The organism is Enterobacter sp. BIDMC 27 (assembly GCF_000534415.1).
GTDB lineage: Bacteria > Pseudomonadota > Gammaproteobacteria > Enterobacterales > Enterobacteriaceae > Enterobacter > Enterobacter hormaechei_C.
The window spans coordinates 100,335-116,213 of record NZ_KI973178.1; the positions used below are offsets into that span (position 1 = coordinate 100,335).

Genomic DNA, 15,879 nt, shown 5'->3' on the forward strand with positions numbered 1-15,879 from the left:
TCAAAGCCCCGCTAATTCAGCCCAGCGGCGACGGTTATCGCCAGCGCGGCGCAGTTCAGGATGTTGGGAGAAAAGCGAACGGTGAGCGATTTCCACGCCAGATTCCGGGTAGGCGGGCATTGATGTTACGGTAATTTCCCGTAGTTCAGCGGCGGTCACGGTGCGCAGATATGGAGACTGAGCAATATCCCACGCCTCTTTCAGCGCAAGGAAACCGAAGCTCATGCCTGAGATATCCCCGCGCTCCACCAGCTCCAGCACATCGTTGCCAAGCTGGGTATTCGGCGGGGTCAGCTCGAAGCGCAGCCCGGTATCGTCTTCGGACAGCACCAGCGTGCCGGATTTGGTGCGGCCCAGCAGCTGGGTATAGTTATGCTCGTACAGCGCACGCACATCGCTACCGGATGCCAGGCTGTCTTTAAACGCTCCCGGCGCAAACTGCTCGCGGAACTCATCCCAGATAACTTCTGACAGGCTGTTCCAGCGCACGGCATAGCCCACCAGCTTTTTGTTGCTGGCGCTCACTTCGGAGGTACGGATTTCAAAATCGGTTGTTTTCATTACTGGACTCCACAGAGGGCAAAAAGGGGCCGCAGCCCCTTAAACGTCAAATCAGGAACCGGAGCCGGAAAGCTCAAGCACCTTTATGGCGTTGGAGTCCACCACGCCGCCGCCCAGGTATTTATCGGTATGCACCTTGTAGAAACCCGGTTCGGTGATGTTGTCAGGACGGGTACGCACGCCAGTGGTGTGATCCACAATGAAATAGCCGCGCTTGAAGTCGCCAACCGCGAGGAACGCTTTACCCGCCTCCGCATCCGGCATGGTTTCCAGATACTGAACAGGACGGCCCAGCAGCGTATCGGGAGAACCGGCAACCAGACGATCGCGCCAGATGTAATCCCCGTTGCCGTTTTTCAGCTTTTGCAGTTTTGCGGCGGTGTTGGAGTTCATCACCCATACGGCGTTCTTGCGGTATTTGGCTTTCAGCTTGTACAGCAGGTCGATCAGGCCATCAGAGGAAACGTCAGCGGCTTCCATCTTCTCCAGCGTGCCGAACGGACGGGTTTTATCAGCAGTGGCCGCGCGAGGGTAAGACAGGAACCCTTTGGATTTTTTATCACCGTCGCCGTTCACAAAGTCGCTTTCTTCGGTAGCGGTGAAGGTGTCAGCGATTTCAGAAGACAGCCAGCCCAAGATATCCACCTCGGAGAAGTCGAGAATCTCCTGGGTGGTTTTCGGGTAGGCGTAGATCGGGTTGAGTTTGATATCAACACGCTCCACCCTCGGCGTGCTGGTTTCGGTACGTGGTTCACCTTCGGTGCCGCGATTAACGGTAGTGCCGCCCACAGATACCAGCTTCTGGTATTCGTTGGTTTTGGTGGTCTTCACCGTTGCGATGGAGCGCATCACGCTATCATCCTGCAACTGGCGCATAATCTCTTTGTCCAGCTCAGGGATAACGGTATAGCCGCCGTCAGCCTGCACCAGAGTGGAGAGAGAGCGGGTATCACCGGTCATGATGTAGTGGCGCAGCTCGTCGTTGCTTACTGGCTCGCCTTCAACGGAAGTACCAGGCAGATTGCGCTGATCGTCGGCGACGGCTTCAAGACGGGTGATTTCAACTTCGAGGGAATCAGCCTGGGCGCGGAGTTCATCGAACTTTTTGCCCTCTTCTTCGTTCAGGCTGCGCTTTTCGGTGTCGGCTTTGTCAAGCATGGAGCGCATCTGGGTTTTGAGTGCTGCTTTCTGCTGGCGTAATTCGAGTAATTTCTTCATGGAGTGGTTTCCGTAACAATTAACGTTGAGACGTGAAACCAGCGCTTGGAGGGAAGGCCGTTAAATCTTTTTCTGCATCCCACAGACTGTACTCGCTACAGCTTGATTTAACGGCCAGTGGCGGCTCACGTCTGAGTGCCACTCTTCAAGATATACATGAAAAAATTTAAGGAAACCCACCTCAGAGCAGGGGGGAAGAATGAGTAAGTATGAGTACGAATAATTTACAAAAAAAGCATGTATGGATTTATCATTGACTGACTTTACGACAGAGGAGAAAGCACCATGAACCTGAGCGCAATGATTTATCCTGATACTTTTATTATTGAGGGAGAGATTTTCAAAGGTAAAAGAAACTCCCAAAAGAAACAGGTGTTAATTCCATACACTAATGAACCCGAAGTAATTATTGGTCAGCATATTATTCAAAGTGTCGGAAAAAATGAGATCAAGTTGAAAGTATTAGATATGAAGATGGTTCAAGGTGGAACGCTCAAAAGAGGTACAAAACATCCACATATGCTCACTCTCAGCATTGAAAACATAACAGAAAATGAACACAAGTCACCTACTAAAAGCAGCACATTCCACATTGGCTCGATTAACGGTGAGCAGGTTCAAGTAGGTGAAAGCAACCATATGCTTGTTAATATCAGTATTACTGAACTGGTTGAGAAGGTTGCTAAATCTGGAGATCCACAGGCTAAATCCGTGTTGAAACAATTGCTGGAAAATAGCACTGTTGCCAGCATTGTTGGTGCAGGTGCCTCAGCGTTGTTGAATTTACTGTAAAAAATGGCCTGGTATCTACCAGGCCTAATGTATCATTTCTCGCTCATCCAATCTGGTGGCGTTGGCATCTTATCTCTATATTCTTGCAAATGCTCAATCATCGCATCCAATTGTTCTCGATTAGTAGCCAGTATTTCTTCTGAAAGAGTGCTTCGAACAAAGTCATGATGATCGATCCAGAATAGTGCCCCATCTGAAAGCGCCTTCCGATATTCAGCGGTAGGCATTGCACTCATATCATGAAGCCCATAATGATCGTAATGTTCCTTTATTTCATGAATCGTAATAGGCATAAATTCTCCTTGTTTGTCTAACCTGCCGCATTTAGTGCCGCGTTTAGCAATGCCGCACTTAGCGCCGCACCAGTTTTCTCAAAAAATTACGCAAACCCAGTAATGACGGGGGTTTCAGTGAAATGCCGCACTTAGCGCGTGTATACAGGGACTAAGTGCGGCATTTGGTCATAAAACATACTAAATGCCGCACGTGCCGCACTTACCGCCGCATTTACTCGACTGTTACTGGGTAAAGGTTCTCACCCTCGATGCGAATAATTTGCTCACTCTCCAGCTTGTCCAGCCAGCGCGGGAATGACTTTCTCACTTTATCTGCCCCCAGTGTTGCACGCAGATCGTCTTTAATAACGGAGATAGTGCATGGCTCCCCCTTAGCTGTTCGGCTGCGTACTGCCTGCCATAGTGCATGGTGGTTATCGCTAAGACGGGAGACATTGGCCAATTCAGGCTCAACTTCTTTAGCCTCTCTCGGCTGATCGTGCACAACCAGAGAGCAAACAAGCTCACCATCTTCATCGGTGTAAAGCTCTGCCGTTCTCAGGTCATACGCTTTACGCTCTGGCTCCTCCGCGTCTTTCATCTTGGTACAGGTCAGAATAAGCGCCTTTCCATCCCCTTCACGCTTAACGTTAAATTCAGTATCAAGCGCAGCGCGGAAAGCACTGGAACCGCGAGCGCCTTTCCCTTCATCTTTGCCGGAGTGGTGAACTACCAGCACCGTTGCACCCGTTTTCTGTTTGATAACGTCACACCCTTCAATAAATGCCCCCATATCACGAGCATCATTCTCGTCGTTACCGCCAAAACAACGGGCCAGCGTATCGATCACCACCATGCGAACCGGCACACCACATTCAGCTTCAATCTGTCTGGCAGCCAGAAGCACTTCCGTTACCTCTGACTCGCGCACAGGAAACACCGGACGATTGACCAGCCAAAGGTTGTCTGCCTGTATGCCGTGCACCTGCTCCCAAGCCTTTATACGCCGGGGAACGCCTACGCCCCCCTCACCAACCACATACAGCACCGCGCCGGAAGTGACCTTCTTCCCAGCCCATGGCAGACCCGCAGCAATGTGACAGGCCCACGATACAGCGAGAAAACTCTTATACGAACCGCTGGGACCGTAAATGCTGCACAGTGATTGCGCTGGCAGAAAATGTTTAAGGATATAGTCCTGACGGATATCAAAGCCCTCAGAACCGCGAGAGAGAGGCAGCTTTGTCCTGAACTTTGCACCAGCATCAGGGAAGACCCGGTGAATGCGCTGCACGTCAGACAGCATGGCATTCATTTCCCCTTCGCCTATCTCTTCCACCAGCACAGAACGCCGCGCGGTAATCATTTGTTTGCGGTCCGTGTCGAGATACCCGGCATCACAAAGCTCCTCATACGGCATTGCTGCTATCTGGTTGAGGCGAGCCACCAGCTTTCCGTAACGGGTAGTGGGGTCCTTATGCTGGTGGAGGGCTTTATCCAAATCGCTGCGACTGTACTGCTTGCCATGCGCCCACAGGTAAGAACAGGTGAACAGAGCATCAGATACAGTTTCTACAGCTGTCAGTTGTACCGTCATTTTGGTATGCCTCCGCTCATCTGGAATTTGCCGATCAGAGGATGGAACCAGTACGCAGAGCCATATTTGCGCTTAGCACTGCGCAACACCAGCCGCGCCGCTTCCCTGAACTTTTCATCAGGCGCAACGAACCCGCCAGATTTCAGCTTAACCAGCATCACCCCTGTGTTTTTCGCCAGCTCCTCAGCCTTTTTGGTTGAGATACCGTATTCAGCAGCCAGTGTTGCTACTGGCGTCATACCCGGAGGGATTTCTCCGCCCTGACTATCGGTAAGTGATTTAACCTGAGCCTCAAGGCGCAAAACCTTCTCAACCAGCAGATCAACGCGGTTAGCAAGTTCGTTAAACTTCACATTGCTGATCATGGTCTTGCCTCCTGCGTTTCAGGGTCTGAAAAAGTAGAAATATCCAGTGAGTTTGCCAGTTCGTCAGAAAGGCGCTGAGCCAGGTGCGTTAAACTCATTACATGGATACGCTCCGCCTCCCCCTTGATAGTTGAAAGGTAAGCAGCACATGACATGAGCGCAGCAACCTCTTGCGCCAGTAACAGCAAATCTTTTTTGCTGCGGTAGGTGTAAAAGTTATCCATTGAGCGCTCCCGTTTCATTCTGCTCCACCATGCTTGCCGCAAGTTGATCCGATACTCGTCTGGCCAGACTGATAAGGTTTTCACGCTCAACCTGATCAACGTCGTACTCTTCGACAACCATCAACAACGCAGCCAGTTCACAGGCTATTGACGCACTTTTATTGGTTAATTCACGCATGGCGCACCTCCTGAATAGCTGCGCTATCGAACTCCCAGCCACGGCGGGTGGTGTAATCGAAAAACGCAACGCGACAAGGAGACTGGGCGCGGATTTTGGCAGCGAAAACCAAATCCCAGCCGGGGAATGCAGCGCGGGCTTTATCTTCCGTATCAGCATCAAAGCGGAGTACTACAGGTGTGCATTTTGGGGTGTGGTCTGGGGTTGCCAGGAATAACCATGTAAATTCCGGGCGAGTTTGGGTATGCTGTTGATCAGCCATAACTGTTACTCCGATTAACGGTTTGGTTAGACGCCCTGGTACTGCTCTAACAGTCCGGGGCGTTGCTTTTTGGTATGCACCTGTCATACACTTGATTACCATTTCAAAGTAATCAGGTGTCAACCAAATGTCAACCATAGAAATTAAAGCCAAAGGTAACAAGCAGATCGCATTACGCGTAGAACCAAACCTAGAAGAAGGAATTAAACAGGCTCTGGCGCAAGATGGTGACGCTTCTGTATCAGCATGGATAAAGCGAATAATCCGCAAAGAGTTACAGCAGCGAGGCATTGAGCCGAAAAGCTGATACCCAAAATCTGGGTAACGGTCGAAACTACGGAGTTCCTCCGGGGTATGCTGCATTGCAGTACACCCCGCACGCCGATCCAGTTCTCCCCAGATTTGGGGAAATGGGGTATGCGCCAATGCCGTACACCTTAACCGCGCCAATGGCGCAGTTCCTGCAATCACAGGAGCGCTCAGGCTTTGACCACCAGCGCAAGGCCTGGTATGCTGATCCTGTTTAGATTTGATGTGACTACTTGGGCGACCCTGCAAGGTCGCCTTTGTTTTATTTATCACCCGCATTTTTACCCCCATCCAGTACACCAGCATCTATCAGCTTTTTAGCCAGCCACTGAACTCCCTTCGGAGTAAACTTCGCCTGCGTAAAAGCGTGCCCGTTGTTCGTGCTCTCGCCTGTCTTAAGAGTGAATCTGCCAGCATCCATATGGTGGGCATAAGGCGTCAGCTTTCCGGCCAGTGGATACATGACCCCCTGATCAATGAGGAACCGGCGCAGCTGGGTCTCTTTCACCCCAAGCAATTTCGATACCTCCCGAAATCCCATGCTGCCGGACGCCTCGACGAAGCGATCGACAAAACTTGCCTTGGTGGCAGTGATAGCGAGCTGGGTTTCGAGATGAAGGGACTTTTCAGCCAGATCAGCAGCAAGGCGCAAAGCATCCGGGAGAGACTGAGGGAGAGTAGAGACAGACTTAGCCTGGCGTTCGCAGTTGATAAAGTAGCGCCGTACCTCTCGCCCTTTATCGTTGCGCTCGACCATCGCCAGCTCTTTACCCATGTCGATAGTTATCATGTAGTCATGCTCAATCTGTTGGCGATTTTTTGCGCTCCCCGGAACGGGGGAGCTCAGATTTTCAACAGTGATGTAATCAACGCCCGCCAGAAACCCATACTGATTAATGCGCCCTTTGATCCATGTCGTGAAATCGCGCCCCACACCAAGAAAGGAATGGAGACTCCTGGCGCTAACAGATGAAACCGACTGACCGCCAATACTGCCAGGCGAGACGGGTACAAGCTCAGGTAAATTTCCCATACCATTCCTCAGGCTGTTTGTGTGCGACGAGTGGAGGCCAGATAGCAATCGAGATCGGCCTTCATATAAATGACCTTGCGCCCTACCTTATGATGTGGAATACCCACTTTTCCGGTATGAGCCCAATTAGCCAACGTTTGGGAGTTAACGCCAAGATAAGCAGCTGCTTCTGCGCGGGTCAGGCGTTCTAATGTGAAAGGAGAATTGACTAACTTCATATTTATCACCGTGTATTAATGGTTAACAACAGTGATAAATATCTATGATGACGTAATGCCTTATCAGTCCTGTAACTGGCTACAGGTTCTCATCTACCGGATGCAGAGACACAACAACCAGCAATATCCCCCCATTAACTGGCTAATGGGGGGAATACTAATTCAAGTCTTGTATATTTTTCTGGTTTTGGTGGCCTCAAGCCAGAGAGTGTTATCCAATTATCCAATGCATTCCGACTTACCCTCCCATGATAATGGGCAGCTAAAGCATCAAGAAGCGCAGTTTTCGCACCACAAGGATATTTTCCCCAGGTGAGTCTAATGACTTCAATTACCTCTGAATAATATGGACTACGTGGCCTTTTTGCCTTTTCTCTTTGAGATTCTGAAATTGCCTTCTGAGCTATTTCATTAAATTCCTTAAGAGATATCTCATCACTAAAAACCCCTTCCATTAGCAATTTAACGCCAATCCTGGCAAGGTTATCTGCATTGTTATTCATGCCAATAAAATGCAACGCAAGAGCGGCATTTAAAACAGTGATGCCATCACCCGACAATGGAACATCAGCCAAGAATGGGGTTTGTTTTTCATCCATATATAGTAAGGTTTTGATTACCTGTTCATCGCTACCAGATTCATTAGCATCCACACCAATAAAGTAAAGAAATTCCTCCAGGGGCTTTTCCGAGTCTTCAAAATAGCCAATTATTGTATTAACCATTTTGCGGGCAGAATTTTCTGAACCACCGGCTTTGAACGCATCACGCAAAATAGAAACAGATGTGGAATCAGTACCATCAACAAACAATTCGTTTATGTACGTACCAACTATCATTTTTCTAAAATCAATTTCTGATTTTGTCATGATTTATAACCTTTATTATCATTTGAAATCTCGAAGATTAGTTTTCTTTTCTGATCTTCGTTTAAACTTTCCAAAACAGCCATTAACTGAGTATTAATATCTTTTATATTTTCAGACATTCCAGCATGTTCAAGGATTGCCCGCTCTATTCTTGAGGCTGGCTCCAAAAGTTCATCGGCGCTGAAATGCAAATAACCCTGCGTAACATCGGCACTTCTCATCGTGCGGTGATTAAGTAGGCGTTTCAGGATGTAGTTTCCAACGCCCACCAGCTCAGCAACAGTGCCGAAAGTGCGACGACCGTCATGCCATTTAAACGAGATGGGCTGGAGCAAATCAGGGTTAAGTTCTGGTACGGTGGCAGCGCTTATGCGTTCGATAATATGCCTGTATTCCTTGATAACTCCCTTATCACCAGGGAAAACTAATACACCATCGGCAGCTTTCATTTTTGCTCGACGACGAAACAGTTTTAAAAGAGTCTCCGTGACAGGTAGCTCAAGCGGATCACCGTTCTTTGTGGCATCTATCCAGAAATAGCGGCCACCTAAATTAACCCTGTCCCAACTAAGCTCTAAAATTTCTGATTTGCGTAATCCGGTAAAAATCGACATTTCCACTGCATCACAAACTGCAGCAGCAATATCATCACGGCCCTGCTCGGCCAAGCTGCGAACGCTGGCTAAAGCGCTAAACCACCTGGCAAGCTCATTGGTACGGATACGCTCAGTTTTCCTGACTGTTCCATGCCATTTTCGCTTAGTGCTGAGCACCATCGTAGGAGGGTCAGGAAGAAGGGTTTTACCCTGATCGTCTCGGTAATGGTCGTGAGAGAAACGGTATATAGCCCGCAACACTCGCGCCCATAGATCAGCTTGCGCTTTACTACCGGTTCCTACACCAGCGCGTAGCGTTGATTTGTCAGCGCCAAACCACACGGAACCATCAGTTACAGCCTTATGTCTTGCCTCCACCCGCTCCCTGCTGATCGAAGCGATTGGCTGCTTCATCCAGTCACCTGAGTAATTTTGCAGGATGGAGCGATATTGCGTTGCTGTATCTGCGCTTAACCTTGCATCACGGCTCTCGATGTAAGTATCCAGTGCCTCAGCAAGCGTCACGGAAGCCTTTTCGCTAATACGCCTTTCAACATTCGGGTTTCTGCCAGTGGTGGCTACATCCCCCAACAGCTCAAGAGCCTTTGCCCTGGCATTATCAATCGTGAGATCAGGGAAGCGCCCCAGCGTGGCACGGATGAACTTGCCATTACGTTTACGGGAGATGCAGAAGCTCTTAACGCCACTGATGCCCACGCGAACACGCAGGCCGTTAACGACGGTATCACCATACTCAACCTGACCACGTTCCGCAGCTGGCAGACTTTCAAGTTTAGCTTTAGTGAATTTGAATGTTTCCACAAACACCCCATACCAAACGATTAGGGTATCCTGCAAATCGCTTGCAGGCTCCAGGATACCTATAGGATACCGCAAAGGAGTATTTTAGAGTATTTATGGTTATTTATACAGCAAATTGATATCGCATAACTAACTGAAAATTATAGATAAGTATTTTTAAGTAATAATTTGCATCCTAACTCATAATCGCTTGGTCGCTGGTTCAAGTCCAGCAGGGGCCACCAAATTTTAGCTTTATAATCATCCAGTTAAGCCACTCGATTGAGTGGCTTTTTTGTAAGTAATCCACCACACGTAGCCCGGCCTGTCGCTTCCCCTCACAAACCCTAAAAACTAAAGAAATCCCCCATCGCGCCGATCATCATCCGTGTGTATTATTTCCTGTAGCTTTTACAACAACTAACCTTAACTCAAATACTTAAGCGCCAGAGCGAAAGGCATCATGAGCACACCGATCAAACGGCTAGAAATCATTAAAAATGCCATTGAGCTGGAAGATGACGACATCATCCGGAGCCAGCTGAAACGTCTCAAAGAGGAAGCCTTTGACGATGATCTCCTGTCCATCGTCGCGGCGCTTGAGCAGAAAAACTACACCGCAGCCCTTCGCGCTATCACCGCCTGGCTGCAAAGCCAGCGCGCCGTTACCCCGTGGCGTGACCCACAGCTGGCGGCCAGCAAGCTGGAGCTGAAAGCCCTGGAAGAGCGTCTGCGCGATCTGATTGATCGCCGTAACGCCCGGGTACAGCAGCTAGATGAGTTCAACGATCTCTATTTCTCCCGCCTCGGGCCGTTGATGCAGCAGATCCTCGCCCTGCGTAAAACGCTGGCGGAGCTTAACCTGCGTCGTCAGCAGGCGGAGACGCGTCGTCGGGAAGAGGATTACCGCCGCTGCCAGGACTATATGGCGCAGGCCGTAGAGGTTCTGACAACGCTCACCCGGCGCTGGCGAGATCTGCCTGCGGATTCCGTTCAGGCGGCAGAGGCGCGCAAACATCTTCAGCAGCAAAGCAATCTGATTGCCAACCTGCTGGCCGAAGCAATGGAGCTGGAGACCGGTTTAACGCGTGAAGAAGAGCCGGCACGTCAGGCGCGCGATGAGGCCAACGAAGAGTACAAGAAGTATCGCGAACAGCATCATGATGCCGAAGTTCGCCTGCGTAAAGGCAAGGATCTCTCTGAAGAGGATCGGAACGAGCTGAAGCGGCTCTGGCGTCAGGCAAGCAAGCTATGCCACCCGGATCTGGTTGCCGATGATTTAAAAGAGGAGGCCAACAGGATGATGGTGCAACTCAACCAGGCCAAACAGCGCGGCGACGTGAAGGCCATTCGCTCGCTGGTCGCCCGTCTGCAACAAGGATTCGAACCGATGATGGCAAGCGACAGACTGAACGACCTGGAACGTATTCGTAAAAAGATGGCGCAGGTGCGTGAGCAAATCGACACTCTGGTGAACGAGCTGGCAGAGCTGGAGAAGGAAGAGTCCTGGCTGCTCGTCTCGTCGCTCAGCAATATGGAAGCCTACTTTGCCCAGCAGGAGAAAGCGCTGAAAGAGGTATGCGCCTCGCTCGAACATCAGGTGAGCGAAGCGCAGCTGGATCCCGCTGCCTGATTATTTGGCGTGCCAGTACGCGCTGGCACGCACCAGCTGCGGGTCAATTGCGTCGCTTTCAAACTGACGGCTCAGGCGTTTCACCACCTTCCCCTCTCCGGTCAGCCAGATAAAGTAATCCTCTTCCGGCACGGCCAGCGCGGCAAGATGGTCGGCCACCGCCTGCTCGTTGTGGCCGATAACCCAGGTGATGTTGAACCCGCTCAGGTGCGCCAGATAGTCCTGATACGCCGAATCGCCCACGGTGACGATGGCGTGGATCGCCGGGCGAACAGGCAGTTTTGCGATGCCTTCTAAACGGCGGCGCAGCGCGGGCATCCCCGACTCGTCGCACACGTACAGCTGCCAGGCGTAATCTTCCGGCACCACCAGCGAACCGCGCGGCCCGCCGATGGTCAGCTTGTCGCCCACCTTAGCCTCTACCGCCCAGTTGCTGGCAATGCCGCCATCATGAACGAAGAAATCGAGCGCCAGCTCATGTTTTTCGTCATCGTACAGCGGGGTATAGTCACGTGCCTGCGGACGCGTGCCGTCGCCCCAGTCGATGCCTTCATCGGTCACCACAGGCGGCACGAAAGTGGTGCCCGGTGCCGGGAAAAAGACTTTGGTATGGTCGTCAAAGCCGCGAGAGCTAAAGCCCTCCAGCGCCTCGCCGCCTAGCACAATGCGCTGAAATCCTGCGCTGACTCGCTCAGTGCGCAGCACGTTCAGCTCACGAAAACGCAGGTCATTGCGGACACGTTGAGGGTAACGGGTAGATGCCATGTTGATGCCCTTCTCAGGTGAATACGATATATCGGAATGAATTTTTAATGATAATGATTGCTATTAACTAAGAAATCAAGATTTTTTAGATTACATCTGAATATATCTTAGATATAGTTTAGATATATCAAATTGAGGGAAAAACATGCGACACGAACACGACGGCGGCGGACGCCGGCCACGATTTTTTGGTCATGGCGATTTGCGGCTGGTGATCCTGGATATCCTGACCCGCAACGCGAGCCATGGTTACGAACTGATCAAAGAGATCGAAAACCTGACTCAGGGACATTACACGCCTAGCCCTGGCGTGATCTACCCGACGCTGGATTACTTGCAGGATCAGGCGCTTATCACCATTACCGAAGAAGAGAACGGCCGTAAGCGGATTGCGATTAACGCCGCCGGAGAACAGTGGCTGGAAAATAACCGGGAACAGCTGGAGCAGATCCAGACGCGTATCAAGGCGCGCTCCGTCGGTTTCCAGCTGCGCAAAAACCCGCAGATGAAGCGGGCGCTGGATAACTTCAAAGCGGTACTGGATCTGAAGGTTAATCAGGGAGAGCTCAGCGACGCGCAGTTGAAACAGATTATCGGCGTGATTGACCGCGCGGCGCTGGAGATCTCCCAGCTGGATTAAGCCAGCACGCCGTCGCTCACGCGGAACACGCGAACCAGCTCTTTCAGGTGCATGGCCTGTTCGTTAAGGGATGCCGCCGCCGCAACGGACTCCTCCACCAGCGCGGAGTTCTGCTGGGTGGTGGCGTCTATCAGGCCAATCGCGCTGTTGATCTGCGAGATGCCTTCCGTCTGTTCGTGGCTGGCCTGGCGAATCTCACGCAGGATTACGTCCATCTCCTCTACGTTGCCGACCATGCCGTTGATAAGCCCGCTGGCCTTCTCCACAAGGTTCATGCCGTCCTGCGTCTGGCTTGTGGAGCTTTCAATCAGCTGGCGGATCTCACTCGCAGATGTTGCACTTTTCTGCGCGAGCTGGCGTACCTCGCCCGCCACCACCGCAAAGCCACGACCATGCTCACCCGCGCGCGCCGCTTCGACCGCCGCATTCAGCGCCAGAATATTAGTCTGGAAGGCAATGGCGTCGATCAGGTCGATAATGTCGGACATCCTGTTCGATGTTTCGTTAATCAGGCGCATCTTGCTGGTGACCTGCTTCATCATCTCGCCGTTGTTTTTGACCACAGCAGCCGCATCGGCAGACAGGTTCGTCGCTTCTCCGGTGTGGGACGCGGTGTTCTTCACCGTAGCGGTGATCTGCTCCATCGACGCGGCCGTTTGTTCAACGGAACTGGCCTGCTCCTCCGTGCGGGCAGCCAGATCCTGGTTGCCCGCGACAATTTGCGCGGCGGCGCTGGAGATGTTTTCCGATCCGGTTTGCACCTGCTGCACAATCTCCAGCAGGCGCGTTTTCATCTCCATCAGTGCGGTGAGTAGCAGTCCGGTTTCATCTTTACCGTGCGAGATAATGCTGCCGGTGAGATCGCCATCGGCAATGGCCTCCGCAAAATTCACCGCGTCGTTCAGCGGTCGGGTAATGGATCGCACAATGAACCAGCCAGTCAGGCTGGCTGCCGCGACGCTGAAAAGCGTAATCAGGACCAGCAGGAGACGATTGGTGCGGAAATCGCCTTCCACCTGCTCGCCCGCACTCTGCATTTCATGGTCCTGGATCGCAATCAGCGCCTGCACTTTCGCTTTATAGGACTGTTGCAGATTCAGGGTGTTGGTCATCATTTCGTTTATCGCGCCCGCACGGTCGTTATTCTGCACGGCCTGCAAAATGCGGTAGCGCGAGTCAAGATATTGCTGGCGTACGCCGTGGATATCGGCCAGCACCTGTTGGGATTTTTTATCCTTGAGAGCGTTGTCCAGCTCGCTCAGGATTGCGGAGATGCGCTCGCTGATCGCCTTCAGACGCTGCTCTGATTGCGCCGTGTACGTCCCCTGTTCGTCCAGCAGCATGAGCTGCTGCGTGCTTATAAATTCCTGGAAGTTGTCGATTAACTGGTTCGCTTTTACCGTCGTTGGATAGTCGCTGGTAAGGATGGTTTGCATTCCATTGTTTGCCCGATTCAGGCTCATCAGAGACAAGCTTGCGCTGACGACCATCAGGACAATAAATAATCCAAACGCCAGAAATAATTTCGTGCCGATCTTTACGTCATGTATGAACATATTTACCCCATCGATGTGATTATTTCTCAGACGATCGCTGTTATCGACAGGAAACACGCTAACTTTATGACTTTGATCGTTTTTTTATTTTTCACTCTCAATGAATCTGGATTGTAACAATTAAAAACCGGGCACTTTTTTTAGTTACTTAATATTTCATTAACAACATAACTTATTCTGAAAAACAAAAAAGCCGTTTACCCAGGAGGAATAAACGGCTTTATCGAAGCATGTATTTCTTAATGCAGCACGGTAACCGCATCTTCAAGGCGTCCGGCCCGGTGCTTAACCATCGCGGAAATCTGCGCGCTCTCTTCGACCAGGTCAGCATTTTTCTGCGTAATGCTGTCCAGCTCTGCCACGGCACGGGTCAGCTCTGTCAGGCCTGTCGCCTGCTCTGAGGTGGCGTGGCTGATCTGCGCGATAAGCTGCGTGACGTTTTTCACCTGCTCGACAATATCATCCATGGTACGTCCCGCGGCGTGAACCTGATCGGCGCCCGACTGCACTTTGCTGGCGCTGGCGTCGATCAGCTTGCGAATATCGTTAGCCGCGTTCGCGCTGCGGCTGGCAAGATGGCGCACTTCGCCCGCCACCACCGCAAAACCTTTCCCCTGCTCGCCCGCGCGTGCCGCCTCAACCGCGGCGTTCAGCGCCAGAATATTGGTCTGGAAGGCGATGTCATTGATAAGCGAGGTAATAGAGCCAATGCGCTGGGTACTGTCGGCAATGTCATCCATGGTTTTCACCACGGTCTGCATCACGGTGCCCCCCTGCGTGGCCGCGCTGCTGGCGGCCATCGATAGCTTGTCGACTGCGGCTGCGGTCTCAGAGTTACTCTGCACCGACGCCGCCATCTGGTTCATTGTTGCCACGGTCTGCTGCACGTTAGCCACGGTCTGGCGCGTGCGGTCGTTGAGATCTTCATTGCCCTGCGCCAGCCTGTCGCTGCCGTCGCGCACGCTCACCACCTGGCTGGAGACGTCGTTGATCAGCCAGCGGCACATCAGCCCCAGCTGTCCGACGGCCCGCAGCGTCAGCCCCAGTTCATCGCTGCGGTTAAGATGCTGCACGCTGTTACGCTCTCCGGTAGCGACCCTGAGCGCCTGCCGTGCGACGTTTTCCACCGGGCGGACAATCTGTTGCTCAAACACCAGGGTGCCAAGCAGCATCACCACGGCTGCCGCCGCCAGCGAAGCCCAGCCCGCGGCACTGGCAACCAGCGTTGCGGCCATCACCGCGAAAAGTACCGCCATTACGCTACGCACGCGCCAGCGCAGCGGCATCGCCGGTAATTTGCCGAGCCAGCCTTTGCGCACCACCAGCCCTTTATGAATGCGTTTTTTGCAGCGTCCTTCGTTGAGCGCCTTATAAAGCGGCTCCACCGCGGCGACCTCGTCCTGCGTGGCGCGGGTACGAATGGACATATAGCCCGTCATCTGGCCGTTACGCACCATTGGTACCGCATTGGCACGTACCCAATAGTGATCGCCATTTTTACGTCGGTTTTTGACAATCCCGCTCCAGGGTTCGCCCTTTTGCAGCGTGTACCACATGTCGGCAAAAGCCGCTTTCGGCATATCCGGATGACGCACAATGTTGTGCGGTTGCCCGAGCAGCTCCTGGAGCGTAAAGCCGCTCACTTGCACAAAGGTGTCGTTAGTGTGGGTCATGTAGCTGTGGAGGTCGGTGGTCGACATAAGCGTGGTGTCATCGTCCAGCGGATATTCATTCTGGGTGACATAGTCAGGAGAGGACATAGTGAGCATCCCTTGCAGGTTATTTGAATGTTAATTTTGTGGCTTATGTTTTTTCGGCGATAAAAAATTTATCTTTAGTTGTTAAATATGATTGAGATCGCAAATCTCGGTTAAACCGCACTTTTCGTACGTTTTTCTAATTAATTGATTTGAAATACTTTCGGCATGAAACTACCTACAAAGCATGATACCCCGGTGCACACTTAAGGCGCATTCCCTGCCCTGGA

Annotated in this window: 20 protein-coding genes; 5 read left to right on the top strand and 15 right to left on the bottom strand. The window is 51.8% G+C overall.

Translation table 11 applies throughout. The features are described 5' to 3' along the window. Both L463_RS21965 and L463_RS21960 read right to left on the bottom strand, forming a co-directional pair. Entirely contained in the window at window positions 1-561 is a 561-nt protein-coding gene (locus tag L463_RS21965) for an HK97 family phage prohead protease (RefSeq protein ID WP_032673049.1), read from the bottom strand. A gap of 51 nt (window positions 562-612) precedes the next feature. After that, window positions 613-1,779 carry a phage major capsid protein gene (locus L463_RS21960; RefSeq protein ID WP_032673050.1) on the bottom strand — a complete coding sequence of 389 codons (1,167 nt, stop codon included), beginning with the start codon at window positions 1,777-1,779 and terminating at the stop codon, window positions 613-615. A gap of 285 nt (window positions 1,780-2,064) precedes the next feature. Here L463_RS21960 and L463_RS21955 point away from each other — a divergent pair, with 285 nt between their 5' ends. Next, window positions 2,065-2,571: a hypothetical protein gene (locus L463_RS21955; RefSeq protein ID WP_032673052.1), complete on the top strand. Its 507-nt coding sequence runs from the start codon at window positions 2,065-2,067 to the stop codon at window positions 2,569-2,571. Window positions 2,572-2,603: 32 nt separating this feature from the next. On the opposite strand, the gene L463_RS0122445 is transcribed toward L463_RS21955, so the two are convergent. The 6 genes from L463_RS0122445 to L463_RS23190 form a co-directional block, all read right to left on the bottom strand. Next, entirely contained in the window at window positions 2,604-2,864 is a 261-nt protein-coding gene (locus L463_RS0122445; protein WP_032673054.1) for a hypothetical protein, read from the bottom strand. A gap of 214 nt (window positions 2,865-3,078) precedes the next feature. Next, window positions 3,079-4,443, bottom strand: coding sequence for a helicase RepA family protein (locus L463_RS21950; protein ID WP_023304525.1), 1,365 nt, complete (start codon window positions 4,441-4,443; stop codon window positions 3,079-3,081). After that, complete coding sequence (locus L463_RS21945) at window positions 4,440-4,808, bottom strand: hypothetical protein (RefSeq protein ID WP_023332885.1); 369 nt, start codon at window positions 4,806-4,808, stop codon at window positions 4,440-4,442. The genes L463_RS21950 and L463_RS21945 overlap by 4 nt, the downstream gene beginning before the upstream one ends. After that, complete coding sequence (locus L463_RS21940) at window positions 4,805-5,032, bottom strand: hypothetical protein (protein WP_001547834.1); 228 nt, start codon at window positions 5,030-5,032, stop codon at window positions 4,805-4,807. Before L463_RS21940 ends, L463_RS21945 begins: the two co-directional genes overlap by 4 nt. After that, window positions 5,025-5,210 (bottom strand): hypothetical protein, encoded by a 186-nt coding sequence (locus tag L463_RS21935; RefSeq protein WP_032673055.1) that lies wholly within the window; start codon window positions 5,208-5,210, stop codon window positions 5,025-5,027. The genes L463_RS21940 and L463_RS21935 overlap by 8 nt, the downstream gene beginning before the upstream one ends. Then, entirely contained in the window at window positions 5,203-5,472 is a 270-nt protein-coding gene (locus tag L463_RS23190) for a host cell division inhibitor Icd-like protein (protein WP_071993126.1), read from the bottom strand. Before L463_RS23190 ends, L463_RS21935 begins: the two co-directional genes overlap by 8 nt. 127 nt (window positions 5,473-5,599) lie before the next feature. Between L463_RS23190 and L463_RS0122455 the strand changes: the two genes are divergently transcribed. Beyond that, window positions 5,600-5,779 carry a hypothetical protein gene (locus tag L463_RS0122455; RefSeq protein WP_032629539.1) on the top strand — a complete coding sequence of 60 codons (180 nt, stop codon included), beginning with the start codon at window positions 5,600-5,602 and terminating at the stop codon, window positions 5,777-5,779. Further along, window positions 5,763-5,999: a hypothetical protein gene (locus L463_RS24180; protein WP_123906388.1), complete on the top strand. Its 237-nt coding sequence runs from the start codon at window positions 5,763-5,765 to the stop codon at window positions 5,997-5,999. Before L463_RS0122455 ends, L463_RS24180 begins: the two co-directional genes overlap by 17 nt. Before the next feature lie 44 nt (window positions 6,000-6,043). Here L463_RS24180 and L463_RS21930 read toward each other — a convergent pair whose 3' ends face one another. The 4 genes from L463_RS21930 to L463_RS21925 form a co-directional block, all read right to left on the bottom strand. Beyond that, on the bottom strand, window positions 6,044-6,814 hold the full coding sequence (locus tag L463_RS21930; RefSeq protein ID WP_032673057.1) for a phage antirepressor KilAC domain-containing protein: 771 nt from the start codon (window positions 6,812-6,814) through the stop codon (window positions 6,044-6,046). Window positions 6,815-6,822: 8 nt separating this feature from the next. Continuing rightward, on the bottom strand, window positions 6,823-7,032 hold the full coding sequence (locus L463_RS23195) for a helix-turn-helix domain-containing protein (protein WP_071993127.1): 210 nt from the start codon (window positions 7,030-7,032) through the stop codon (window positions 6,823-6,825). A gap of 134 nt (window positions 7,033-7,166) precedes the next feature. Continuing rightward, window positions 7,167-7,901 carry a hypothetical protein gene (locus tag L463_RS24540; protein ID WP_223866215.1) on the bottom strand — a complete coding sequence of 245 codons (735 nt, stop codon included), beginning with the start codon at window positions 7,899-7,901 and terminating at the stop codon, window positions 7,167-7,169. Continuing rightward, window positions 7,898-9,319 (bottom strand): tyrosine-type recombinase/integrase, encoded by a 1,422-nt coding sequence (locus L463_RS21925; RefSeq protein WP_032673327.1) that lies wholly within the window; start codon window positions 9,317-9,319, stop codon window positions 7,898-7,900. The genes L463_RS24540 and L463_RS21925 overlap by 4 nt, the downstream gene beginning before the upstream one ends. Window positions 9,320-9,761: 442 nt before the next feature. Here L463_RS21925 and L463_RS21920 point away from each other — a divergent pair, with 442 nt between their 5' ends. Further along, the gene (locus L463_RS21920; protein WP_023295466.1) at window positions 9,762-10,931 is read left to right on the top strand and encodes a coiled-coil domain-containing protein; all 1,170 of its coding nucleotides are present in this window, start codon (window positions 9,762-9,764) and stop codon (window positions 10,929-10,931) included. Here L463_RS21920 and L463_RS21915 read toward each other — a convergent pair whose 3' ends face one another. Beyond that, window positions 10,932-11,696: a siderophore-interacting protein gene (locus L463_RS21915; RefSeq protein ID WP_032103356.1), complete on the bottom strand. Its 765-nt coding sequence runs from the start codon at window positions 11,694-11,696 to the stop codon at window positions 10,932-10,934. 145 nt (window positions 11,697-11,841) lie between these two features. Here L463_RS21915 and L463_RS21910 point away from each other — a divergent pair, with 145 nt between their 5' ends. Next, window positions 11,842-12,336 carry a PadR family transcriptional regulator gene (locus L463_RS21910; RefSeq protein WP_017692641.1) on the top strand — a complete coding sequence of 165 codons (495 nt, stop codon included), beginning with the start codon at window positions 11,842-11,844 and terminating at the stop codon, window positions 12,334-12,336. Here L463_RS21910 and L463_RS21905 read toward each other — a convergent pair. Beyond that, the gene (locus tag L463_RS21905; protein WP_023295468.1) at window positions 12,333-13,892 is read right to left on the bottom strand and encodes a methyl-accepting chemotaxis protein; all 1,560 of its coding nucleotides are present in this window, start codon (window positions 13,890-13,892) and stop codon (window positions 12,333-12,335) included. The two genes, L463_RS21910 and L463_RS21905, sit on opposite strands and share 4 nt — an antisense overlap. A gap of 239 nt (window positions 13,893-14,131) precedes the next feature. Beyond that, entirely contained in the window at window positions 14,132-15,652 is a 1,521-nt protein-coding gene (locus tag L463_RS21900; RefSeq protein WP_023295469.1) for a methyl-accepting chemotaxis protein, read from the bottom strand. Between the last annotated feature and the right edge of the window lie 227 nt (window positions 15,653-15,879).

What these genes read in the sequence shown, in the direction of transcription:
- L463_RS21965 (WP_032673049.1), bottom strand. Translation starts at nt 561, where the DNA reads ATGAAAACAACCGATTTTGAAATCCGTACCTCCGAAGTGAGCGCCAGC.
- L463_RS21960 (WP_032673050.1), bottom strand. Translation starts at nt 1,779, where the DNA reads ATGAAGAAATTACTCGAATTACGCCAGCAGAAAGCAGCACTCAAAACC.
- L463_RS21955 (WP_032673052.1), top strand. Translation starts at nt 2,065, where the DNA reads ATGAACCTGAGCGCAATGATTTATCCTGATACTTTTATTATTGAGGGA.
- L463_RS0122445 (WP_032673054.1), bottom strand. Translation starts at nt 2,864, where the DNA reads ATGCCTATTACGATTCATGAAATAAAGGAACATTACGATCATTATGGG.
- L463_RS21950 (WP_023304525.1), bottom strand. Translation starts at nt 4,443, where the DNA reads ATGACGGTACAACTGACAGCTGTAGAAACTGTATCTGATGCTCTGTTC.
- L463_RS21945 (WP_023332885.1), bottom strand. Translation starts at nt 4,808, where the DNA reads ATGATCAGCAATGTGAAGTTTAACGAACTTGCTAACCGCGTTGATCTG.
- L463_RS21940 (WP_001547834.1), bottom strand. Translation starts at nt 5,032, where the DNA reads ATGGATAACTTTTACACCTACCGCAGCAAAAAAGATTTGCTGTTACTG.
- L463_RS21935 (WP_032673055.1), bottom strand. Translation starts at nt 5,210, where the DNA reads ATGCGTGAATTAACCAATAAAAGTGCGTCAATAGCCTGTGAACTGGCT.
- L463_RS23190 (WP_071993126.1), bottom strand. Translation starts at nt 5,472, where the DNA reads ATGGCTGATCAACAGCATACCCAAACTCGCCCGGAATTTACATGGTTA.
- L463_RS0122455 (WP_032629539.1), top strand. Translation starts at nt 5,600, where the DNA reads ATGTCAACCATAGAAATTAAAGCCAAAGGTAACAAGCAGATCGCATTA.
- L463_RS21930 (WP_032673057.1), bottom strand. Translation starts at nt 6,814, where the DNA reads ATGGGAAATTTACCTGAGCTTGTACCCGTCTCGCCTGGCAGTATTGGC.
- L463_RS23195 (WP_071993127.1), bottom strand. Translation starts at nt 7,032, where the DNA reads ATGAAGTTAGTCAATTCTCCTTTCACATTAGAACGCCTGACCCGCGCA.
- L463_RS24540 (WP_223866215.1), bottom strand. Translation starts at nt 7,901, where the DNA reads ATGACAAAATCAGAAATTGATTTTAGAAAAATGATAGTTGGTACGTAC.
- L463_RS21920 (WP_023295466.1), top strand. Translation starts at nt 9,762, where the DNA reads ATGAGCACACCGATCAAACGGCTAGAAATCATTAAAAATGCCATTGAG.
- L463_RS21915 (WP_032103356.1), bottom strand. Translation starts at nt 11,696, where the DNA reads ATGGCATCTACCCGTTACCCTCAACGTGTCCGCAATGACCTGCGTTTT.
- L463_RS21910 (WP_017692641.1), top strand. Translation starts at nt 11,842, where the DNA reads ATGCGACACGAACACGACGGCGGCGGACGCCGGCCACGATTTTTTGGT.
- L463_RS21905 (WP_023295468.1), bottom strand. Translation starts at nt 13,892, where the DNA reads ATGTTCATACATGACGTAAAGATCGGCACGAAATTATTTCTGGCGTTT.
- L463_RS21900 (WP_023295469.1), bottom strand. Translation starts at nt 15,652, where the DNA reads ATGTCCTCTCCTGACTATGTCACCCAGAATGAATATCCGCTGGACGAT.